General features: G+C 68.5%; 17 protein-coding genes and 1 riboswitch. Of the genes, 5 read left to right on the top strand and 12 right to left on the bottom strand.

Annotated features, from left to right (window positions below):
• The 3 genes from DIE17_RS20500 to DIE17_RS20490 all read right to left on the bottom strand — a co-directional run.
• The coding region (locus DIE17_RS20500; protein ID WP_260439256.1) for a TolC family protein at positions 1–1,536 on the bottom strand (1,536 nt) is incomplete at its 3' end.
• Complete coding sequence (locus DIE17_RS20495) at positions 1,533–1,838, bottom strand: hypothetical protein (protein ID WP_124523407.1); 306 nt, start codon at positions 1,836–1,838, stop codon at positions 1,533–1,535. The genes DIE17_RS20500 and DIE17_RS20495, both read right to left, overlap by 4 nt.
• A gap of 87 nt (positions 1,839–1,925) precedes the next feature.
• Complete coding sequence (locus DIE17_RS20490; RefSeq protein ID WP_124523408.1) at positions 1,926–2,312, bottom strand: hypothetical protein; 387 nt, start codon at positions 2,310–2,312, stop codon at positions 1,926–1,928.
• A 266-nt stretch (positions 2,313–2,578) separates the two neighbouring features.
• Between DIE17_RS20490 and DIE17_RS20485 the strand changes: the two genes are divergently transcribed.
• The 3 genes from DIE17_RS20485 (at position 2,579) to DIE17_RS20475 (ending at position 6,061) form a co-directional block, all read left to right on the top strand.
• Complete coding sequence (locus DIE17_RS20485) at positions 2,579–3,250, top strand: heavy metal response regulator transcription factor (protein ID WP_044848315.1); 672 nt, start codon at positions 2,579–2,581, stop codon at positions 3,248–3,250.
• Complete coding sequence (locus DIE17_RS20480) at positions 3,247–4,662, top strand: heavy metal sensor histidine kinase (protein WP_124523410.1); 1,416 nt, start codon at positions 3,247–3,249, stop codon at positions 4,660–4,662. The genes DIE17_RS20485 and DIE17_RS20480 overlap by 4 nt, the downstream gene beginning before the upstream one ends.
• Before the next feature lie 139 nt (positions 4,663–4,801).
• Positions 4,802–4,977, top strand: a riboswitch (yybP-ykoY riboswitch).
• 73 nt (positions 4,978–5,050) lie between these two features.
• Positions 5,051–6,061, top strand: coding sequence for a sodium:calcium antiporter (locus DIE17_RS20475; protein WP_044848313.1), 1,011 nt, complete (start codon positions 5,051–5,053; stop codon positions 6,059–6,061).
• Positions 6,062–6,205: 144 nt separating this feature from the next.
• On the opposite strand, the gene DIE17_RS20470 is transcribed toward DIE17_RS20475, so the two are convergent.
• From DIE17_RS20470 to gstA, 6 genes are all read right to left on the bottom strand, one after another.
• Positions 6,206–6,574: a copper-binding protein gene (locus DIE17_RS20470; protein ID WP_124487019.1), complete on the bottom strand. Its 369-nt coding sequence runs from the start codon at positions 6,572–6,574 to the stop codon at positions 6,206–6,208.
• Positions 6,571–9,777 (bottom strand): efflux RND transporter permease subunit, encoded by a 3,207-nt coding sequence (locus DIE17_RS20465; RefSeq protein WP_124523412.1) that lies wholly within the window; start codon positions 9,775–9,777, stop codon positions 6,571–6,573. Before DIE17_RS20465 ends, DIE17_RS20470 begins: the two co-directional genes overlap by 4 nt.
• Positions 9,774–11,288 (bottom strand): efflux RND transporter periplasmic adaptor subunit, encoded by a 1,515-nt coding sequence (locus tag DIE17_RS20460; protein WP_124523414.1) that lies wholly within the window; start codon positions 11,286–11,288, stop codon positions 9,774–9,776. Before DIE17_RS20460 ends, DIE17_RS20465 begins: the two co-directional genes overlap by 4 nt.
• A gap of 11 nt (positions 11,289–11,299) precedes the next feature.
• Entirely contained in the window at positions 11,300–12,589 is a 1,290-nt protein-coding gene (locus DIE17_RS20455; protein ID WP_124487022.1) for a TolC family protein, read from the bottom strand.
• Between the two features lie 91 nt (positions 12,590–12,680).
• Positions 12,681–13,061 carry a hypothetical protein gene (locus DIE17_RS20450; RefSeq protein WP_124523416.1) on the bottom strand — a complete coding sequence of 127 codons (381 nt, stop codon included), beginning with the start codon at positions 13,059–13,061 and terminating at the stop codon, positions 12,681–12,683.
• Positions 13,062–13,147: 86 nt separating this feature from the next.
• Positions 13,148–13,780: a glutathione transferase GstA gene (gene gstA, locus DIE17_RS20445; protein ID WP_124487023.1), complete on the bottom strand. Its 633-nt coding sequence runs from the start codon at positions 13,778–13,780 to the stop codon at positions 13,148–13,150.
• A gap of 135 nt (positions 13,781–13,915) precedes the next feature.
• On the opposite strand from gstA, the gene DIE17_RS20440 reads away from it, so the two are divergent.
• Positions 13,916–14,272 carry a helix-turn-helix domain-containing protein gene (locus DIE17_RS20440; RefSeq protein ID WP_124523417.1) on the top strand — a complete coding sequence of 119 codons (357 nt, stop codon included), beginning with the start codon at positions 13,916–13,918 and terminating at the stop codon, positions 14,270–14,272.
• A gap of 21 nt (positions 14,273–14,293) precedes the next feature.
• Positions 14,294–14,662: a hypothetical protein gene (locus tag DIE17_RS20435; RefSeq protein ID WP_124523419.1), complete on the top strand. Its 369-nt coding sequence runs from the start codon at positions 14,294–14,296 to the stop codon at positions 14,660–14,662.
• Between the two features lie 124 nt (positions 14,663–14,786).
• Here the strand turns inward: DIE17_RS20435 and DIE17_RS20430 are convergent, their stop codons facing one another.
• From DIE17_RS20430 to DIE17_RS20420, 3 genes are all read right to left on the bottom strand, one after another.
• Positions 14,787–15,707, bottom strand: coding sequence for a LysR family transcriptional regulator (locus DIE17_RS20430; protein ID WP_044848305.1), 921 nt, complete (start codon positions 15,705–15,707; stop codon positions 14,787–14,789).
• 135 nt (positions 15,708–15,842) lie between these two features.
• On the bottom strand, positions 15,843–17,303 hold the full coding sequence (locus tag DIE17_RS20425) for an FAD-binding oxidoreductase (protein WP_124523421.1): 1,461 nt from the start codon (positions 17,301–17,303) through the stop codon (positions 15,843–15,845).
• 263 nt (positions 17,304–17,566) lie between these two features.
• Positions 17,567–17,911: a cupin domain-containing protein gene (locus DIE17_RS20420; protein ID WP_124487026.1), complete on the bottom strand. Its 345-nt coding sequence runs from the start codon at positions 17,909–17,911 to the stop codon at positions 17,567–17,569.
• Between the last annotated feature and the right edge of the window lie 21 nt (positions 17,912–17,932).

The raw sequence follows: 17,932 nt of genomic DNA, 5'->3' as shown, positions 1-17,932 counted from the left end.
CTGTGGAGGCCGTGTTGTTTGCGTAGGTTGCGCTGGCGGGGTTGCCTGCGTTGCCTGCGTCGCCTGCGTCGCCTGCGTTGCCTGCGTTGCCTGCGTTGCCTGCGTTGCCTGCGTTGCCTGCGTTGCCTGCGTCGCCTGCGTTGCCTGCGTCGGCTGCGCCTGCGTTGTCTGCCCAGTCGGCAGCCGGCCGCCGACGGCCGCCTGCAGATCGGTTTCGGCGAGCCAGTAGTCCTTCAGCGCATCGATGTAGCCGTTCACAGCGCCAACCTGCTCGCGCGCATCGGCCAGCAGCTCGAACACGCTCGCGAGCATCCCGTTGTAACGCAGCAGCAACTCGTCCGAGATCGTCCTGCGCAGCGGCACGACTTCGTCGCGATAGTGCTTCGCGACGTCGTAGCGCGTCGTGTATGCCGCATACGATTCGCGCACTTCCGAGCGCGCGTCGATGGCCGTCTGCGCGAGCCGGTTCGCCGACTGCATGTAGACGGCCTCGGCCCGCGCGACCTTCGCGCCGCCCCAGTCGAACAGCGGAATCTCCACGCTGATCTCGTAGCCGTGCTCGTGCCCCTTGTCGGTCTCGTAGTTGTTCACGTAGCCGAGATCGACCGCGTTGACGAAGCGTGTCGCCTTGCTGAGCCCGAGCGACGACGCGACGCCCTGCGTCCGCAGCTTCGCGGCCTGGATGTCGAGGCGGTTGTGCATCGCGTAGCGTTCGAGATCGGGCAGATCGGGGCGTGCGTTCGGCAGGTCGGGCAAGCGCTCGGGCAGCGCGTACCGCGTGCGCTCGCCCCACAACCCCATCGCGCGCGTGAGCTTCTCGCGCGCGGCCACGGCCTGCTGCTGCGCCTTCGCCTGCTGCGCGACCGCGTCCGCATGGAACGCCTGTTCGCGTGCGTAGTCGAGCCGGCTGGAATTGCCGGCCTGCCGCATGCGCTGCGCGAGTTCGGCGGCCGCGCTCGCGGCGTCGCGGACCTGTTGCGCATAATTCGCGGCCTGTTCGGCCGCGACGGCTTCGACATACGCACGGCGCGCGTCGGCCGCGACCTTCAGCATCGCGTCGGCGGTTTCGAGCTTGGTCTGCTCGAAGCGGCGGCGTTCGATGTTCGTCGCGAGCGGCAGCGTCAGCAGCGCGAACACGTTGGCCGAGAACGTACGGCCGAGACTCAGTTCACCGTCGCCGGCCCGCGTGCGGCTGAACGAGAAGCGCGGGTTCGGCAGCCGGCCTGCCTGCACGAGGTCGGCCTCCGACAGCCCGAGTTCCGCGTATGACGCCTGCAGGCCCCGGTTGTTCAGCAGTGCAAGCTGCACCGCGTCGTCCATCGACAGCAGTTTCGCGAGCAATTCCTTCGTCCGCTGGTCGACGGCTTCGCGGTCGGCGTCGGTCCTGACGATGACCGCGTCTTTCCCGATCCGCTCGGATGCGGCGGACGACACGGCGTCGAAGCCGCCGTCCTTCGAAAACGTCGTGCAGCCGGCGAGAAATGCCAGCGCGAGCACGGTCGCGCCGATTCGCGGTGAAATCGCAAATCGCGTCATTGCCCGGCCCCTCCGTGCGTCGAATGGGCTGCGCCGCCCGCCGGGTTTCCGGGCTTCGCGTGTCCGGTCGCGGGTCCCTTCGTGGGGGCCTTCACGGGCCGCTCCATCACGTCCCGGTTCAATTGCTTCCAGCCGGGGCCGGCGTCGTCGCGATACGGCACGTAGCCGTCGAACGCGGACGCCGTCGTGACGTCCGGCACCGACGCGGCTGCATCGGCCGGATCGGAAAAGGCGGTTTGCGCGGGCGCGAGCGACGGCACGAGGCTCGCCGCGCCAAGCAGCGCCGCAATGATCAATCGCATGGATGTTTCTCGTCGTGAGTCGTGCGGCGGACGTCGTGCGTTCGCCGGCACCGTTTGTGGATCGCGGCCGGTGGCCGCGGGCAGGGACTAGACGGAAATCCGGCGCGGCGGCCTGTCGATGCCGCCGGTCAGGAACGACACGACGACGGTCGAAGGCGCGAAAGAGACGATCGCGGTACCGATGTCCGACGTAACGGGCACCGCAGGCACCTCCGCCATGCCCGTGCCGAAACAGCAGGATCCGCAGGCGGAACAAGGCGTCGCATGCCGCGAGTGGTTGTCGTGCTCATGCGGTTCGCCGTGCATGCGCTGCATTGCAGGCGACGCAGCGGGCACAGCGGCGCTCGCCCCAGGCTCCGCATGCGGCACCGCAGCGACCGCGCCCGCGCACTGCATCGACCCGGCCGCGAACGACTGGATCGGCACGCACAGCGCCAGCAGCACGACGAGGATGAATTTGCGCCAGTACGACATGGATGCGGAATCAGGCAGACAATGACCGGATGAACGGGAGCGGCACCGCGACGGCGCGCTCCGGACACAAGACGGCCGCAGCTTATCGCCGCCGGCGTGACGACGACATGGCCGAAACATGACCGGATTTTCATGAAGGGCGGCACGGCATCGCACGCGCGCCGGATGACAATTCCGTCATCCGCCGGTCATCTTTCGCGCACGCGCGGCGCCGTAAGCTCACGCGTTACACTGACCGGCCGGAATCACCCACGGCCTGCACCACCATGCGGATACTGATAGTCGAAGACGAACCCAAGATGGCGTCGTACCTCCGCAAGGGGCTGACGGAGGCGAGCTACACGGTCGACGTGGCCGAGAACGGCCAGGACGGGCTGTTCCTCGCGCTGCACGAGGATTTCGATCTCGTCGTGCTCGACGTGATGCTGCCGGAACTGGACGGCTTCGAGGTGCTTCGGCGCCTGCGCGCGCAGAAGCAGACGCCGGTGCTGCTGCTGACGGCCCGGGAGGCGATCGAGGACAAGGTCACGGGGCTCGAACTGGGCGCCGACGATTACCTGCTCAAGCCATTCGCGTATGCGGAGTTCCTCGCCCGCATCCGCTCGCTGCTGCGCCGTGCGCCGCGCAATGCGCGCGAGATCCTGCAGGTCGCCGATCTGGAAGTCGACCTGATCAAGCGCCGCGTGCGACGCGCCGACACCCGCATCGACCTGACCGCGCAGGAATTCGCGCTGCTGCAACTGCTCGCGGAACGCGAGGGCGAGGTGCTGACGCGCACCTTCATCACGTCGCAGATCTGGGACATGAATTTCGACAGCGACACGAACGTCGTCGATGCGGCGATCAAGCGCCTGCGCGCGAAAATCGACAACGCGTACGAGAAGAAGCTGATCCACACGATCCGCGGGATGGGCTACGTGCTCGAGGATCGCGCGTGACCGGCGGCCCCGCCCCCTATTCGCTGCTCCGGCGCCTGACGCTCGCGTTCGCGGCCGTGGCCGCGCTCGTGTTCGCGCTGACCGGCGCGTACCTGTACCGCTCGCTGTCCGCCGAATTGATCCGGCGCGACGACATCGAAATCGCCGGCAAGCTCGACCAGTTCCTGCAGCTCGCGCGGACGAGCGGCTCGACCGCCGCCCTGCGCGCCGACCCGGCCGTCTTCCATGAAGTGCTGCTGTCGCATCCGGGCGTCTATCTCGGCATCTACGACGGCGCGAACCGCCCGCTCGTCGAACACACCGACGCGGCCGGCCACACCCTCGCATCGGTGATCGCACGGCCGCAGCCGGCCGGTGCCTCGCGCGCGGCCGGCAGCCCGTTCACCTGCGCGCCGCCCGGCATCGGCCCGTCGCGCTGCGTGCGTGCACGCGCCACGCTGCCGTCGGGCGAAACCGTCCAGGTCGCGGTGGCGCGCACGGCGGCCGATCGCCAGTCGCTGCTCGAAAGCTATCGCGTCGACATCTGGCTCGCGGCCGCGCTCGGCGCGCTGCTGGTCGGCGCGCTCGGCTACGCGGTCGCGTCCCGCGGCCTGCGTCCGGTCGAGAGCCTCGGCCGGCAGACGTCGCGCATCGAGGCGCACAACCTCAACGCGCGTCTCGACGCACGCGGCGGCCCGGTCGAGTTGCGCGAGCTCGCCACCTCGGTCAACCGGATGCTCGACCGGCTCGAGCGCGCGTTCGTGCGGCTGTCGCAGTTCTCGTCCGACCTCGCGCACGACATGCGCACGCCGCTCGCGAACGTGATCAGCGCGTCGCAGGTCACGCTGTCGCGCGCCCGCACCACCGAGGAATACGAAGCGCTGATCGATTCGAACATCGAGGAATGCGAACGGCTGCAGCGGATGATCGAGAACATGCTGTTTCTCGCGCGCACGGACAACGCGCGGCAGCACCTGAAGACCGCCGAACTCGACGCCGGCAACGAACTGCGCCGGCTCGCGTCGTATTTCCAGGCGCTGGCCGACGAGGCCGGCGTGCGGCTCGACGTGCGCGGCGAAGCGCCGGTCGTCGCGGACGCGACGCTGTTCCGCCGCGCCGTCAGCAACCTCGCGTCGAACGCGCTCGAACACGCGGAAGCCGGGTCGACGATCGAGCTGGCCGTCTCGACCCGGCCCGGTTTCGCGGTCGTCGAAGTCACGAACCGCGGCGTGGCGATTCCGCCCGAACAGATCGAGCGGATCTTCGAGCGCTTCTACCGGATCGATTCGTCGCGGCACGGCGCGGCGCGCAACGCGGGGCTCGGGCTCGCGATCGTCAAGTCGATCGTCGAACTGCACCGCGGCAAGGTCGAGGTCGTGAGCCAGGGCGGACGCACGACGTTCGCGCTGTATTTCCCGGCCGGCGCTGCGTGACACGCGCGTGACGCCGCCGCGCGCGCACACCGATTGCTTCCTGGAATTGCATGTGCGTCCGTCGGAAGGCGGCTTACCATCCCGGATGAAGCGGCATGACCGCACACGCTTGCCGAAAGCGGCCGGCTCGGCTAGACTGCCCTTCGTCTTTGGGGAGTAGCCTGCTTTCCATCCCCGGAAAGCGAATGCGTCAACACACTCGGCCTGCGGCCGTGGCGTATTCGGCCGTATCGGTCTGGCGAGACCATCGACGCATCGCGTCGTTCCTGGTCGGACGTCGGCAGATGCGTCATGGTTCGTCCACGTCCGACCACGGAGTCCCCATGTTCCTCCTGGCTTCCCTCTCGCATTTCGCCACTGCCCGCCTGCCTGCCTGCGGAGGTGCCGCATGACCTTGATGCTCGTCGAACTGGCGTTCATGCTGATCGTCATCCTGGTCGCGGCCGAACTCTTCACGAATGCGCTCGAACATCTCGGCGAACGGCTGAAGATTTCCGAAGGCGTGACCGGTTCGCTGTTCGCCGCCGTCGGCACCGCGCTACCCGAAACGATGGTGCCGCTGCTCGCGCTCGCGGGCGGCACGTCGAACGCGGCGGTCAACGAGGAGATCGGCGTCGGCGCGATTCTGGGCGCGCCGCTGATGCTCGCGACGCTGACGACCTTCCTGATGACGCTCGCCGTGATCCGCTCGCGCGGACTGACCGGCACGATCGCGCCCGAGCGGACCGGCTTCGTGCGCGACCTGAACTACTTCATCGCCGCATTCGCGCTCGCCACCGTCGCGATGTTCGTCCCGCATCACGTGTGGGCGGTCCGCGCGCTGCTCGCCGCGATGCTGGTCGGCGTCTACGTGATGTACGTCGTGATGACGTTCCGCGCGTCGACCCGGCTCGTCGATGCCGGGCACGGCACCGAGGCGCCGCACGCGATGTTCCTGTCGCGCGTCGGGCTGCCGACCAACCTCGCGACCATCGCGCTGCAGCTCGCGCTCGGCGTCGCGCTGCTCGTCGGCGGGGCGAAGGGCTTCATCCACGGCGTCGAAGGCGTGTCGCACCTGCTCGGTATTTCCGCGCTGCTGCTGTCGCTGATCATCGTGCCGATCGCGACCGAGTTGCCGGAAAAGGTCAACAGCGTGCTGTGGATCCGCCGCAAGAAGGACACGCTCGCGTTCGGCAACATCACCGGCGCGATGGTGTTCCAGGGCACGCTGCTGCCGGCGATCGGCATCATGCTGACGCCGTGGGAGCCGCGCCCCGAAGTGCTGACCGGCGTGGTCATCACGCTCGCGGCGGCAGTCTGGCTGCGTGTCAATGCGCGTGCGCGCGGGCTCGCGATCTGGGCGCTGCTGGCGAACGGGGCCGGGTATGTCGGCTATCTGTTCGTGACGCTGACGCGCTGAAGACGCTGAATGCACTGAACACGCTCGACGGCGCGGATCGGGCGCGTCGCCCGACAGGCGTACGCCCCCCGAACGCGACCGTCGTCACCGCACCGCGCTTGACGACGCTCGCGGCGGGCGGCCATGCCGCCCGCTTCCCCGCGCTTACGACGCCTTCACGAGCCTGACGATCGTCAGCGTGCCGTTGACGTTCTCGACGCGGACCTTCACCTTGTCACCCGCATGGACCTCGGCGAGCATGGCCGCGTCCTTCGCCTTGAACGCCATCGTCATCGGCGGCATCCCGACGTTCTCGAGCGCGCCGTGCTTCAGCGTGATCTTGCCGCTCGCGGCATCGACCTTCTTCACCTCGGCATCGGTCAGCGCGGCGTGCGACTCGGCCGCACCGCCCGACGACATCTTCATGCCGGACATGTCCATGCCCGGCATGTCGCCCGCGGCCAGCGCGGGAACAGCGAACACGCCGGTCGCGAAAACGGCAGTGGCGGTGGCGATCAATTGATTCATCTTCATCGAGACTCTCCAGTGGGGGTGGACGGCACGTTCATGCCGTGAGGAACTGCATCGGACTGCCGCTGACGCCTCGCGCCTCGCGCACGACGGCGCTGCAGCAGAAGCCACGCGGCGGGAATGACGAACATCGACAGCAGCGGCGCGGTGATCATGCCGCCGACCATCGGCGCGGCGATGCGCTGCATCACTTCGGAGCCGGCGCCGTGTCCGACCATGATCGGCACGAGGCCGGCCAGCACGACGGCGACCGTCATCGCTTTCGGCCGCACGCGCAGCACCGCGCCTTCGCGAATCGCGTCGAGCAGCACGGCATCGGTCAGCGGCGCGCCGGCGTCGAGGCGGCGCTGCAGCGCGCCCTTCAGGTACAGCAGCATCACGACGCCGAACTCGGCGGCCACGCCCGCCAGCGCGATGAAGCCCACCGACGTCGCGACCGACACCGCGTGGCCCAACGCCCAGACGAGCCAGAAGCCGCCGATCAGCGCGAACGGCACCGTAGACATCAGCAGCAGCGCATCGGCCGCGGAGCCGAACGTGACGAACAGCAGCACGAAGATCACGACGAGCGTCACCGGCACCACGGTGCGCAGCGTCGCCGCCGCGCGTTCGAGATACTCGAACTGTCCCGACCACGCGATCGAATAGCCGGGCGGCAATGCGACCTGTTGCGCAACGACCTGCCGCATCGCACGGACTGCCGTACTCAGATCGGTGCCGCGGATATCGACGTACACATAGCCGGACAGCCGCGCGTTCTCGCTGCGGATCATCGGCGGCCCGTCGGCGATCGCGATGCGCGCGACGTCGCCGAGGCGGATCTGCGCGCCGCGCGCGGTGACGACCGGCAGTTGCCGCAGGTTCTCGAGCGAATCGCGGAGCTCGCGCGGATAGCGCAGGTTGATCGGGAACCGCTCGCGCCCCGCGATCACTTCGCCGACATCCTCGCCGCCGATCGCCGACGACACCACCGACTGGATGTCGGCCACCGACAGCCCATAGCGCGCGGCCGCGAGCCGGTCGACGTCGACGTCGAGGTAGCGGCCGCCGTTCAGCCGTTCCGCGAGCGCCGACGTGACGCCCGGTACCTGTTTCACCGCCGCCTCGACCTGCGTCGCGATCGCGTCGATCCCCGCCAGGTCCGGCCCGGAAATCTTCACGCCGACCGGCGTCTTGATGCCGGTGGAGAGCATGTCGAGCCGGTTGCGGATCGGCGGCACCCACACGTTCGACAGGCCCGGCACCTTCACCGTGCGATCGAGTTCGTCGACGAGCTTCTCCGGCGTCATCCCCGGCCGCCATGCGCTGCGCGGCTTGAAGCGGATCGTCGTTTCGAACATCTCGAGCGGCGCGGGATCGGTCGCCGTATCCGCGCGCCCCGACTTGCCGAACACCGTGTCGACCTCGGGCACGGTCTTGATCAGCCGGTCAGTCTGCTGCAGCAGTTCGCTCGCCTTGTCGGCCGAGATGCCCGGCAGCGCGGTCGGCATGTACAGCAGATCGCCTTCGTCGAGCGGCGGCATGAACTCGCCGCCGAGACGCGACAACGGCACGGCCGTCAGCAACAGCGCGGCGAGCGCGACGCCGATCGCGCGCCACGGGCGCCGCAGCGTCGCTTCGAGCAGCGGCCGGTACACGCGGGTCAGCACGCGGTTGATCGGGTTCGCGTGCTCGGGCGGAATGCGGCCGCGCACGAGATATCCCATCAGCACCGGCACCAACGTCACCGACAGCGCGGCCGCGGCGGCGATCGTGTAGGTCTTCGTGAACGCGAGCGGCGCGAACAGTTTGCCTTCCTGACCTTCGAGCGAAAACACCGGCACGAACGACAGCGTGATGATCAACAGCGAGAAAAACAGCGCCGGCCCGACCTCCGCGGCCGATGTCGCGACGAGTTCCCAGCGCCGCGCCGTCGTGATCGGCTCGCCGGGATGCGCGTGGCCGTATGCCTCCAGATGCTTGTGCGCGTTCTCGATCATCACGATCGCCGCATCGATCATCGCGCCGATCGCGATCGCGATGCCGCCCAGCGACATCAGGTTCGCGTTCACGCCCTGGTAGCGCATCACGATGAACGCAGCCAGCACGCCGAGCGGCAGCGACAGGATCGCGACGAACGCGCTGCGCAGGTGGAACAGGAATACCGCGCAGACGATCCCGACGATCACGAACTCCTCGATCAGCTTGTCGCGGAGGTTGTCCACCGCGCGCTCGATCAATTGCGAGCGGTCGTAGGTCGTGACGATGTCGACGCCGGGCGGCAGCGATCGCTTCAGGTCGGCGAGCTTCGCCTTCACCGCGTCGATCGTCGTCAGCGCGTTCTTGCCCGAGCGCATCACGACGACGCCGCCCGCCACCTCGCCCTGCCCGTCCAGCTCCGCGATCCCGCGCCGCATCGCCGGGCCGACCTGGATGCGCGCGACGTCGCCGAGCAGCACCGGTGTGCCCGCGTCGTCGGTGCGCAGCACCACGTGCCGGAAGTCGTCGAGCGTGCGCAGGTAGGCGGACGAACGCACCATGTACTCCGACTCGGCCAGCTCGACGACCGCGCCGCCCGATGCCTGGTTGGCCTTGCCGAGCGCGTCCGCGACCGCCGCCTGCGTGATGCCGTACGCGCGCAGCTTGTCCGGATCGAGCACGACCTGGTACTGGCGCACCATCCCGCCGACGCTCGCCACTTCCGACACGTCCGGCACGGCCTTCAGCTCGAACTTCAGGAACCAGTCGTTGAGCGCACGCAGTTGCCCGAGGTCGTGACGGCCGGTGCGATCGACGAGTGCGTACTCGTACACCCAGCCGACCCCGGTCGCATCCGGCCCGAGCGACACGGTCGCGCCCGCGGGCAGGCGGCTCTGCACCTGGCTCAGGTATTCGAGCACGCGCGAACGCGCCCAATACGGGTCGGTGTGGTCGTCGAACAGCACGTAGACGAACGCGTCGCCGAACGACGAGTACGCGCGCACGGTCTTCGCGCCCGGCACGCCGAGCAGCGTCGTCGTCAGCGGATAGGTGACCTGGTCCTCGACGACCTGCGGCGCCTTGCCCGGATACGACGCCTTGACGATCACCTGCGTGTCCGACAGGTCGGGCAGCGCATCGAGCGGCGTCTGCCGCAGCGCATGCACGCCCCACGCCGCAATCAGCACGGTGGCGAGCAGCACCAGGAAGCGGTTGCGGACGGACCAGCGAATCACGTGCGCGATCATCGCGTGCCTCCCTGCGGCTCGACCTTCGTCAGCCGGTAGCCGTCCTCGCGCTGCACGAACGCGAAACGCACCGTCTGGCCAGCCTTCACGTCCGGGAACGCGTGTGCCGACGGCTTGCCGAACGCCATCGTCATCGCGCCCCAGCCGAGTGCCGGCACCGGCTGATGCGAGAACGTGATGTCGTCGTCGGTGACTTGCTCGACCTTGCCGGTGGTTTCATACACCGGCGCGGCCGCGGCGGCCGGCGCTTGCGCGGCGCTCGCGCTCGCCGCGCCTTCCAGCCGCGGCAGCACGCTTTTCAGGCTCGCTTCCGAATCGATCAGGAACTGCCCCGATGCGACGACCGTATCGCCTTCGCTCAACCCGTCGAGCACTTCCGTGTCGCCGCCGACGTCGTTGCCCACCGTCACCGGCAGCGGCCGGAGCCGGCCGTCGCCCGTCTTCACGATGACGATCGTGCGCTTGCCGGTCGCGATCACCGCTTCGGATGGCACCAGCAGGCGCGACACCGCCTTCCGTGCCGCGACATGCACGCGCATCAGCATGCCGGGCGTGAGCCTGAGCGCCGCATTGTCGATCTCCACGCGCGCCTGCAGCGTGCGGCTGCCCGTGCTGATGCCGGGCAGCACTTCGCGGATGCGGCCGGTGAAGTGCCGCGCCGGATCGCCCGCGAACGTCGCGTCGACCGCCATCCCCGGCTGCACGTTCAGCGCGAGCGCTTCCGGCACCTCGACGATGAGCCAGAGCGTCGACAGCCCCGCGATCTTCGCGAGCGTCTGTCCCGGCGCGACCATCGCGCCGTCCCGCACGTTCAGTTCGCTGACGACGCCGGTTTCCGGCGCGCTCAGCACGACGTGCGTCTGCGCGCGGCCGGCGCGATCGAGCGCGGCGATCATCGCGTCGGGCATCGACAGCGCACGCATCCGCGCGCGCGACGCATCGAGCAGGCTGCCGTCCATCCCGCCCCGCTTGAACGCGAGATATTCCTCCTGCGGCGCGAGCCATTCCGGCACGAACAGCGACGCGATCGGCGCGCCCTTTTCGATGCGCTGCATCGGCGCCCGTGCGTAGAGCCGGTCGATGTAGCCGGTGACGCGCGACTGCACGACGTCCGCGCGCGATTCGTCGAATTGCGTGGTGCCCACCGCATCGAAACCGTCCGCCGTCTGCTGCCGGCGCACGGTCGCATAGCGGATGCCGAGGTTCTGCTGCAGGCCCGGATCGATCCGGACGCCGCGTGCATCGCCGCCCTCGTCCGCATAGACGGGCTGCAATTGCATGTCCATGAACGGCGATTTCCCCGGTTTGTCGAAGTGCTGGTTCGGCACCATCGGGTCGTGCCAGTACAGCACCTTGCGTCCTGCCTGCGAATCGGGCGTGCCTGCCGCCGCGACGGCAGCCGTTGCCGCGCCGCCCGATGCATGGCGCATGCCCGCGACATAACCCGCGCCGAGCAGCGCCGCGCCCGCGCATGCCAGCAGCACCGCACGCGCCAGTGATTGCTTCGTCATGAGGTTCTCCTTCACTGCGCGGCGGCCATCGTCGACGGCACGACCTGATATTCGAGCTGCGCCCAGGTCCGCGACACGTCGCGTCCGAGCTCGAGCACCTGCAACTGCGCGTCCAGTTGCGCGCGCCGGGCGGCGAACGTGTCGGCGAGCGAACCGGTGCCGGCCCGGTAGGCGGCCGTGGCGAGCTGCACGCGCTGCCCGGCGGCGGGCAACAGCGATTCGCGCAGGGTCGCGAGGCGTTCGCGGCCGCTTGCCAGCGTTTCGGACTGCGTACGGATATCGGCTTGCACTTGACGCAGCGTGTCCTCGTACATCAGGCGCGCCTTCGTCGCGAGCGCGGCCTTTTCGGCGACGTCGCGGTTCTGCCGGTTCTTGCGATCGAGCGGCAACGGGATCGTGACGCCGACGGACACCATGTTCGAATACGCGCCGCCGCGCTGCTGGTACGCGATCTCCCACGTCCAGTTCGGGCTGCGCTCGCTGTCGGCCACCGCGGCGTCGGCCTCGGCGACCGCGATGTCGTCCGCGGCGGCGACGAGCGCCGGTTGCGACACGCGCAGTTCGTCCGGCGGCAACGACGCCACGAAGGATTCGGGCGCGGGCGGCGTACCCGTCACGTCCGTGACGGGCGCAGCCGTCCAGCGGCCGAGCGCGATGAGTGCGGTGCGATAGGCCTGCCGCGCGTCGAGCACCTGATCCTGCGTTTGCGCCAGCATCGCGCGAGCCTGGACGACTTCGCCCGCGCTCGCCTTCGCGCCGCGATACGACGCCTGCGTCGCGTCGAGCTCATGCCGCATGTGATCGAGCAGCGCCTGGCGAAGCGCGAGCGCCTGCTTCGCGTAGATGGCGTCGAGCCAGGCCGCCGCGGTCCGCTGGCGCACCGTGGCCAGCTGCACGAGATAGTCCGCGCGTTCGCGGCCGACTCGCTCGTCGGCCAGCGCCGCGCGCAGCCGCCGCTTGTCGCCGGACACCCATTCCTGCTCGATGCCGATGCGGCGCATCGTCATGAAGTCCTGGCCGACGGTGAAGCGCTGCCCGCCGTTGACCGGCAGGTTGTCGATGCCGGCCTTGAGCATCGGGTCCGGCAGCTGGCCGGCCTTGACCGCCGCTTCCGAACTCGCGCGCACCGAAGCCTGCGCGGCCTGCATCGACGCGGAACGTTCGGTGGCGGCCTGCAGCGCGGCGTCCAGCGTGACGGGCGACTGCTGCGCATGGGCGCCCGCCGCCAGCAGCGCCGCCCAAAGCACGGGCGCGCGCCGGCACGCACGCCGCATGCGCGGCGTGCAGAAATCGAATGACATGGTGTAACCCCAAGTCGGAACCCCAATGGATTCCACGTCCCGAACACGGGACGAACCTCACCGCCTAGGCGGTGAACCGGTCAAATCGGGATCAGCTGATGCGGGGCGGGCGCCACAACCCGTTCGGGTCGCGGATCGGGACGGACTGCGCGTAGTGGAAGACGATCGTGCTGGCGAATGCAGCGGGACGGCTCACGTCGGCGCGGGCGGCCGGGTGATAGAGACTGCCGAACTGGCATTGGGCCGTCACCTTGCAGGCCATGCCCTTCGCTTTGGCCTTCGTGGCGTCGGTGGGCGACGCTTTCATCGAATCGCAGCCGCTCATGTCGGCGGACATGCTCATGCCCGCGTTCGCTTCCATCGACATCGTGTGCTGCATCGGACATTCACCGGTCAAGCCGCTGGCTGCCAGCCCGCTGATGGGCAGCACCGCGCAAATCAGCAGCAGGATGAAGGTCCGAAGCAGTTTCATGGCGGCGATTATAGCGCGGCGGTTCGCGGTATGGCGCGGCGACGTGAGCGGCTTCTTACGGTGTCCGGCGCCGCCCCCAAAACGCGCTAGCGTGCCAGCCCGTCCGCGGCGAGCACCTGCTGCACGGCCGGCCGCGCCCGCACCCGCTCGTACCACGCGCGCAGGTTCGCATGGCGGCTCAGGTCGATGTCCGCGTTGTACACCGAGCGCATCCAGTCGGCCTTGCCCCAGCCCGTCAGCGCGAACAGGTACGCATCGGCGACGGTGAACGTGTCGCCCGTCACATACGGGTTGCCGTCGAGCTGCCGGTCGATCCACGCAAAGCGGCTGTCGAGCTTCTGCCGCACCGGGTCGACGTATTGCCCCGCCTGCACCGCGTAAAGCAGCGGGATGAAGCCCTTGTGGATCTCGGTGCCGAGGAAGTTCAGCCATTCCATCAGCCGGTAGCGGGCGAGCGTGCCGTACGCGGGCGCGAGCCGCGCTTCGGGGCGCCGGTCCGCGAGATACTGCGCGATCACCGGTCCTTCGCGCAGCATCGTGCCGTCGTCGAGTTCGAGCAGCGGCACGTAGCCGAGTTCGGTCACATCGTAGTAGTTGCGTCCGTCTTCAATGACGTGTTTGCGCGCGTCGACCTTGATGACCTGCGCGTCGATGCCGCTTTCGCGCAGCACGATGCAGATGGCCTGCGAACAGCTGCCGGGAGCGTGATAAAGCTTCATGCGTTTCCTTGATTGGATGGTTCGACTATCGATTCGCCGCGACGCGGGCGCTAATATCTCGCATCGGCGCGGCGCTGAGAAGAAGGCAGTCGTTTGTGCCGTAGTCACAAAAAAGTTACCGACAGGGTCAGCGGCATGAAGACGAGTGCGACAGGATGTTCCGTGGAAGAAGCGATGCGCATGCTCGGCGGCCGCTGGCGGCTGCTGCTCGTGTCGTATCTGCTCGACGGGCCGAAGCGCTTCAGCGACCTGCGCCGCGACATGCCCGGCATCTCGCAGCGGATGCTGACGCTCGATCTGCGCGCGCTCGAGGACGCCGGCTTCGTGCGGCGCACCGTGTATCCGGAAGTGCCGGTGCGCGTCGAGTACGATCTGACCGCGGACGGCGACCGGCTGCGGCCCGTCGTCGAGGTCATGCGCGCATTCGGGCTGTGGCTGAAAGCGCGCGATGCGCATGGCGAGGTCGACGCGCAAGCCGCGCTGCCCCGATAACCCCTTACCGAGAGAAACATCATGGAACTACACGCTACCGTCGGCGCGGCCACGTCCGATGTCGACGACGACGAAAGCTTCGCGAACATCTATTGCCACGACGCGGCGCAGAACTATTGCTTCTCGCTGCTGCGCTTTCCGGAGGAAACGTCGATCGAGGTGATGGTGCTCGACCAGCTCACCGCGCACGTGAACGATCTGTCGGTGCGCCTCACGGGCGACACGCTCGACGTCGAACTCGACGAGCGCACCGCCGAGCGGCTCGACGGCAACACGCATTACGTGATTCATCTTGCGCCCGGCGAACACGATCCCGTCGCGCTGCGCGCCGCGCTGAAGGAAATCTTCGACGGCAAGAGCGGATATCGCGACGACAGCGCAAGCGCGTAACGCGACCCGCCCGATACGCGTTCACATCCCGCGCGTTCGCCCGCCGCCCGCGACACGCGTTTCGCGATTCCTGCCGCTGCGCCTCGCGCCTGCGGGGGCGGCGCGACCTCACGGGCGGCACGCGCTATGCAGCCAGCGCGGCCGCCTTGATGTTGAACGCGCGCAGCAAGTCCTCGCGGAACGCATCGACGATCGGCTTGCCGCTCGCGTTGCGCTTCATCGCGAGATGCAGCGGCACATCGAAGCCGAACGTCGCACGGCCGACGGCCTTCACGAGCCCACGCTGCTCGAACGGCTCCGCGTAATGCGCGGGCAGGTAGCCGAGATGGCCGCCCGACAGGATCAGGATCGTCGCGGCCTCGATGCTGTCCGCGCTCGCGGTCACGCGCCGCTCCGGCAGCGGACACTGTTCCTCCGGCACCGGATAGGTACGCCACACCCAGTCGTGCGCCTGCAGGTCGTCCATCGACACCGGCCGCGACACATGGAACAGCGGATGGCCGCGACCGCAGTAGATCACCTGCTCCTCGGTAAACAACGGCGTGTAGTCGAGCCCCGGCACGCGATGCCAGAAATACCCGATCGCGAAATCGAGCTGGTTGTTGACGAGGCCCTCCTCGAGTTCCTGCGGCGATGCGACCTTCATCGAGAACGTGACGGCCTGGTCGCGCTTGCGGAACGTGCCGATCGCGTCGGCGACGCGCGCGTTCTCGACGAGCGGCGCCTGCCCGATCAGCCCGATCGACAACGTGCCGACCAGCTTGCGGTCGATGTCGCGCACGCGCGCGACGAACTCCGACGTCGCCGCGACCAGCGTGCGCGCCGTGGCCGCGAAGCGTTCGCCCTTCGATGTCAGCCGAAAGCCGCCGCGACCGCGGTCGCACAGCTTGAAGCCGACACGCGCTTCCAGCGCGGAGAGCTGCGTGCTGATGGTCGACTGCCGCACGCCGAGCGATGCCTCGGCGGCCGTGATGCCGCGTGCGTCGACGACGGCCAGGAAGACCCGGATGAGCCGGAGATCGAGATCGGTGGTATTCGAAAACATGCTTCAAGCCGCTGCGCTTCTCGCGCGTTGCCGGGCCGGCACGACACCGGCCGCCCGCGCCGATGAACCTGACCGGACGCGCGCCGTCATCGGCAACGGCACGCGCCATACCCGTCGTTCGTGAACGACCGGCGCTTACATCGGGAAGCCCATCGCCTTGAGCCCGTTGATCCACGCGCGCTTCCAGCCGCCTTCGGCGTCCGCGCCGTCGAACGCGTGGAACGTGATCTTCGCGGCGACCCAGCGCATCGGCTCGGGCGGGATGTAGCTCGGGCTCTGGTTCGCGATGTCGAGCTTGCGCTCCGGGCTGTCGCGGTCGAACAGGATGTTCAGCCCCATGAACGCGCCGAACCGGCTCGCCGCGACGCCGAAGCCCGTGTAGCCGGCGACGAACACGGCCTTGCCGCCGAGATAGCGCTTCGCGAACACCGAGCCGCGCGAGCAGTAGTCGATCGGGCCGCCCCACGCGTGCGAGAAGCGCACGTCCGCGAGTTGCGGGAAGGTCCGGTAGAACGCCTCCGCGAGCCGGTAGTAGGTTTCGCGCCGGCCGTCCTGGTGCGGTTCCGGGTCGCCGTCGAAGTGATAGCTGACCAGCCCGCCGAAGATGATGCTGTTGTTCTTCGTCAGCCGGAAATAGTTGAGCTGCGTGCGCGTGTCGTACACGCCCTGGCGATTCTTCCAGCCGATCCGCGCGAGCTGTTCGTCGGTGAGTGGCTCGGTCGCGAGCACGTGATCGCGCACCTGCATCACGCGGCGGTTGATATCCGGAATGCCAACCTTTGCGGTGCCGCTGCCGAACACGACACGCGGCGCGCGCACGCTGCCCTTCGGCGTCGTCACGTACACGGTGCCGCCTTCGTCGGTGACGGTCGTGAGCGGCGTGTGCTCGTAGAGCTTCACGCCGAGCGACAGCGCCGCGCGCTTGAGCCCCCACGCGAGCTTCGCCGGATGCACGATGCCGCTGCGGTTGCGCGACCACAGCGCGCCCGCGAACAGCGGCGAGTTCAGTTGCTCGAGCGTTTCCTCGCGGTTCAGCAGCACGACGTCGTGCCCGTATTCGCGATGCAGGTCGTAGTCGCCCTTCAGGTGCGCGAGGTGCCCGGGGTCCACCGCGACCGTCATCTCGCCGTTCCACTCGATGTCGGCGTCGATGGCGTAGCGCTTCAGCGTGTCCTCGAAGCCGTCGAGGTTGTGGTGGCCGAATGCCTCGAGCTGCGCGATGTCGTTCGGGAACACGCGCACCGCGTTCGGCAGCCCGTGCATCACCGACGTCGAGATGATCCCGCCAGCGCGGCCCGACGCGCCGTGCGCGACCTTGCCGGCCTCGATCAGCACCACGTTCAGGTGCGGCATCTGTTCCTTCGCCTGCACGGCCGTCCACAGCCCGGTGAAGCCGCCGCCGACGACCAGCAGGTCGGCCGTCACGTCGCCGACGAGTTCCGGCTCGGCGGCCGGCGCGGCCGGGTTGTCGAGCCAGTACGGGAACAGTTTCGTATTCGCGAGCGCCTCGGCGGCGCCCAGTGCGACCGGCGCGTGACGCGCGGCGTGCGCGTGAGCCGGTGCGGCTAGTGTTGCTTCGTTGACTTCCATTTCCATGATCCCAGCCATCCCACCTGATCGCGGCCCGCGCGTGCGATGCGTGCACGGCGTGCCGAATTCGCCGAATTCAGCGATTGCGCCGATTACTTCTATCGCCGCGGTTGCCTCGGTTGCGCCGACGGTGACGATCGGCGCGATGCACCGTAAGCCGCGACGCGCGCCTTCGACACCCGCGCGACGGACGTCGCCTGCAGTCGGTCGAAAACGCCGCCGCCGGGCCTCGCGTCCACCTGACGACGACGCCACGGCGGCCGCTCACATCACGACTTCTCGAGCAGCACGTAGAACTTCTTCGCGTCCTCGATCGTTTCCCAGCGGCCCGCGAAACCGGCCGGCAGCAGGTAGCCCTGGCCCGGCGTGAATTCCTTGCGGTTGCCTTCGACATCGGTCAGCGCGATCCGGCCCTCTACGAGCCACACCGCTTCGTCCGCCGCGGTTTCCGGGAACTCCACGGAGCCGACCTTGCCTTCCCACCAGCCGATGAGGTAGCTGCCGCTCTTGCCTTCGGCCGCGCGCCAATCGCTTTCGTCCATCCCGAAGTCGAGCTTCGTGAATTCGCCCACGCCTGCGCCCAGCGGCAGGATGTCCTTGATCAGTTTGGTCATTTGAATCTTTCGTCTCTCGAT

Origin of the sequence: Burkholderia sp. Bp9099, from assembly GCF_003857805.1 — a bacterium.
GTDB lineage: Bacteria > Pseudomonadota > Gammaproteobacteria > Burkholderiales > Burkholderiaceae > Burkholderia.
This window is presented reverse-complemented; position numbering and strand designations above follow the sequence as displayed.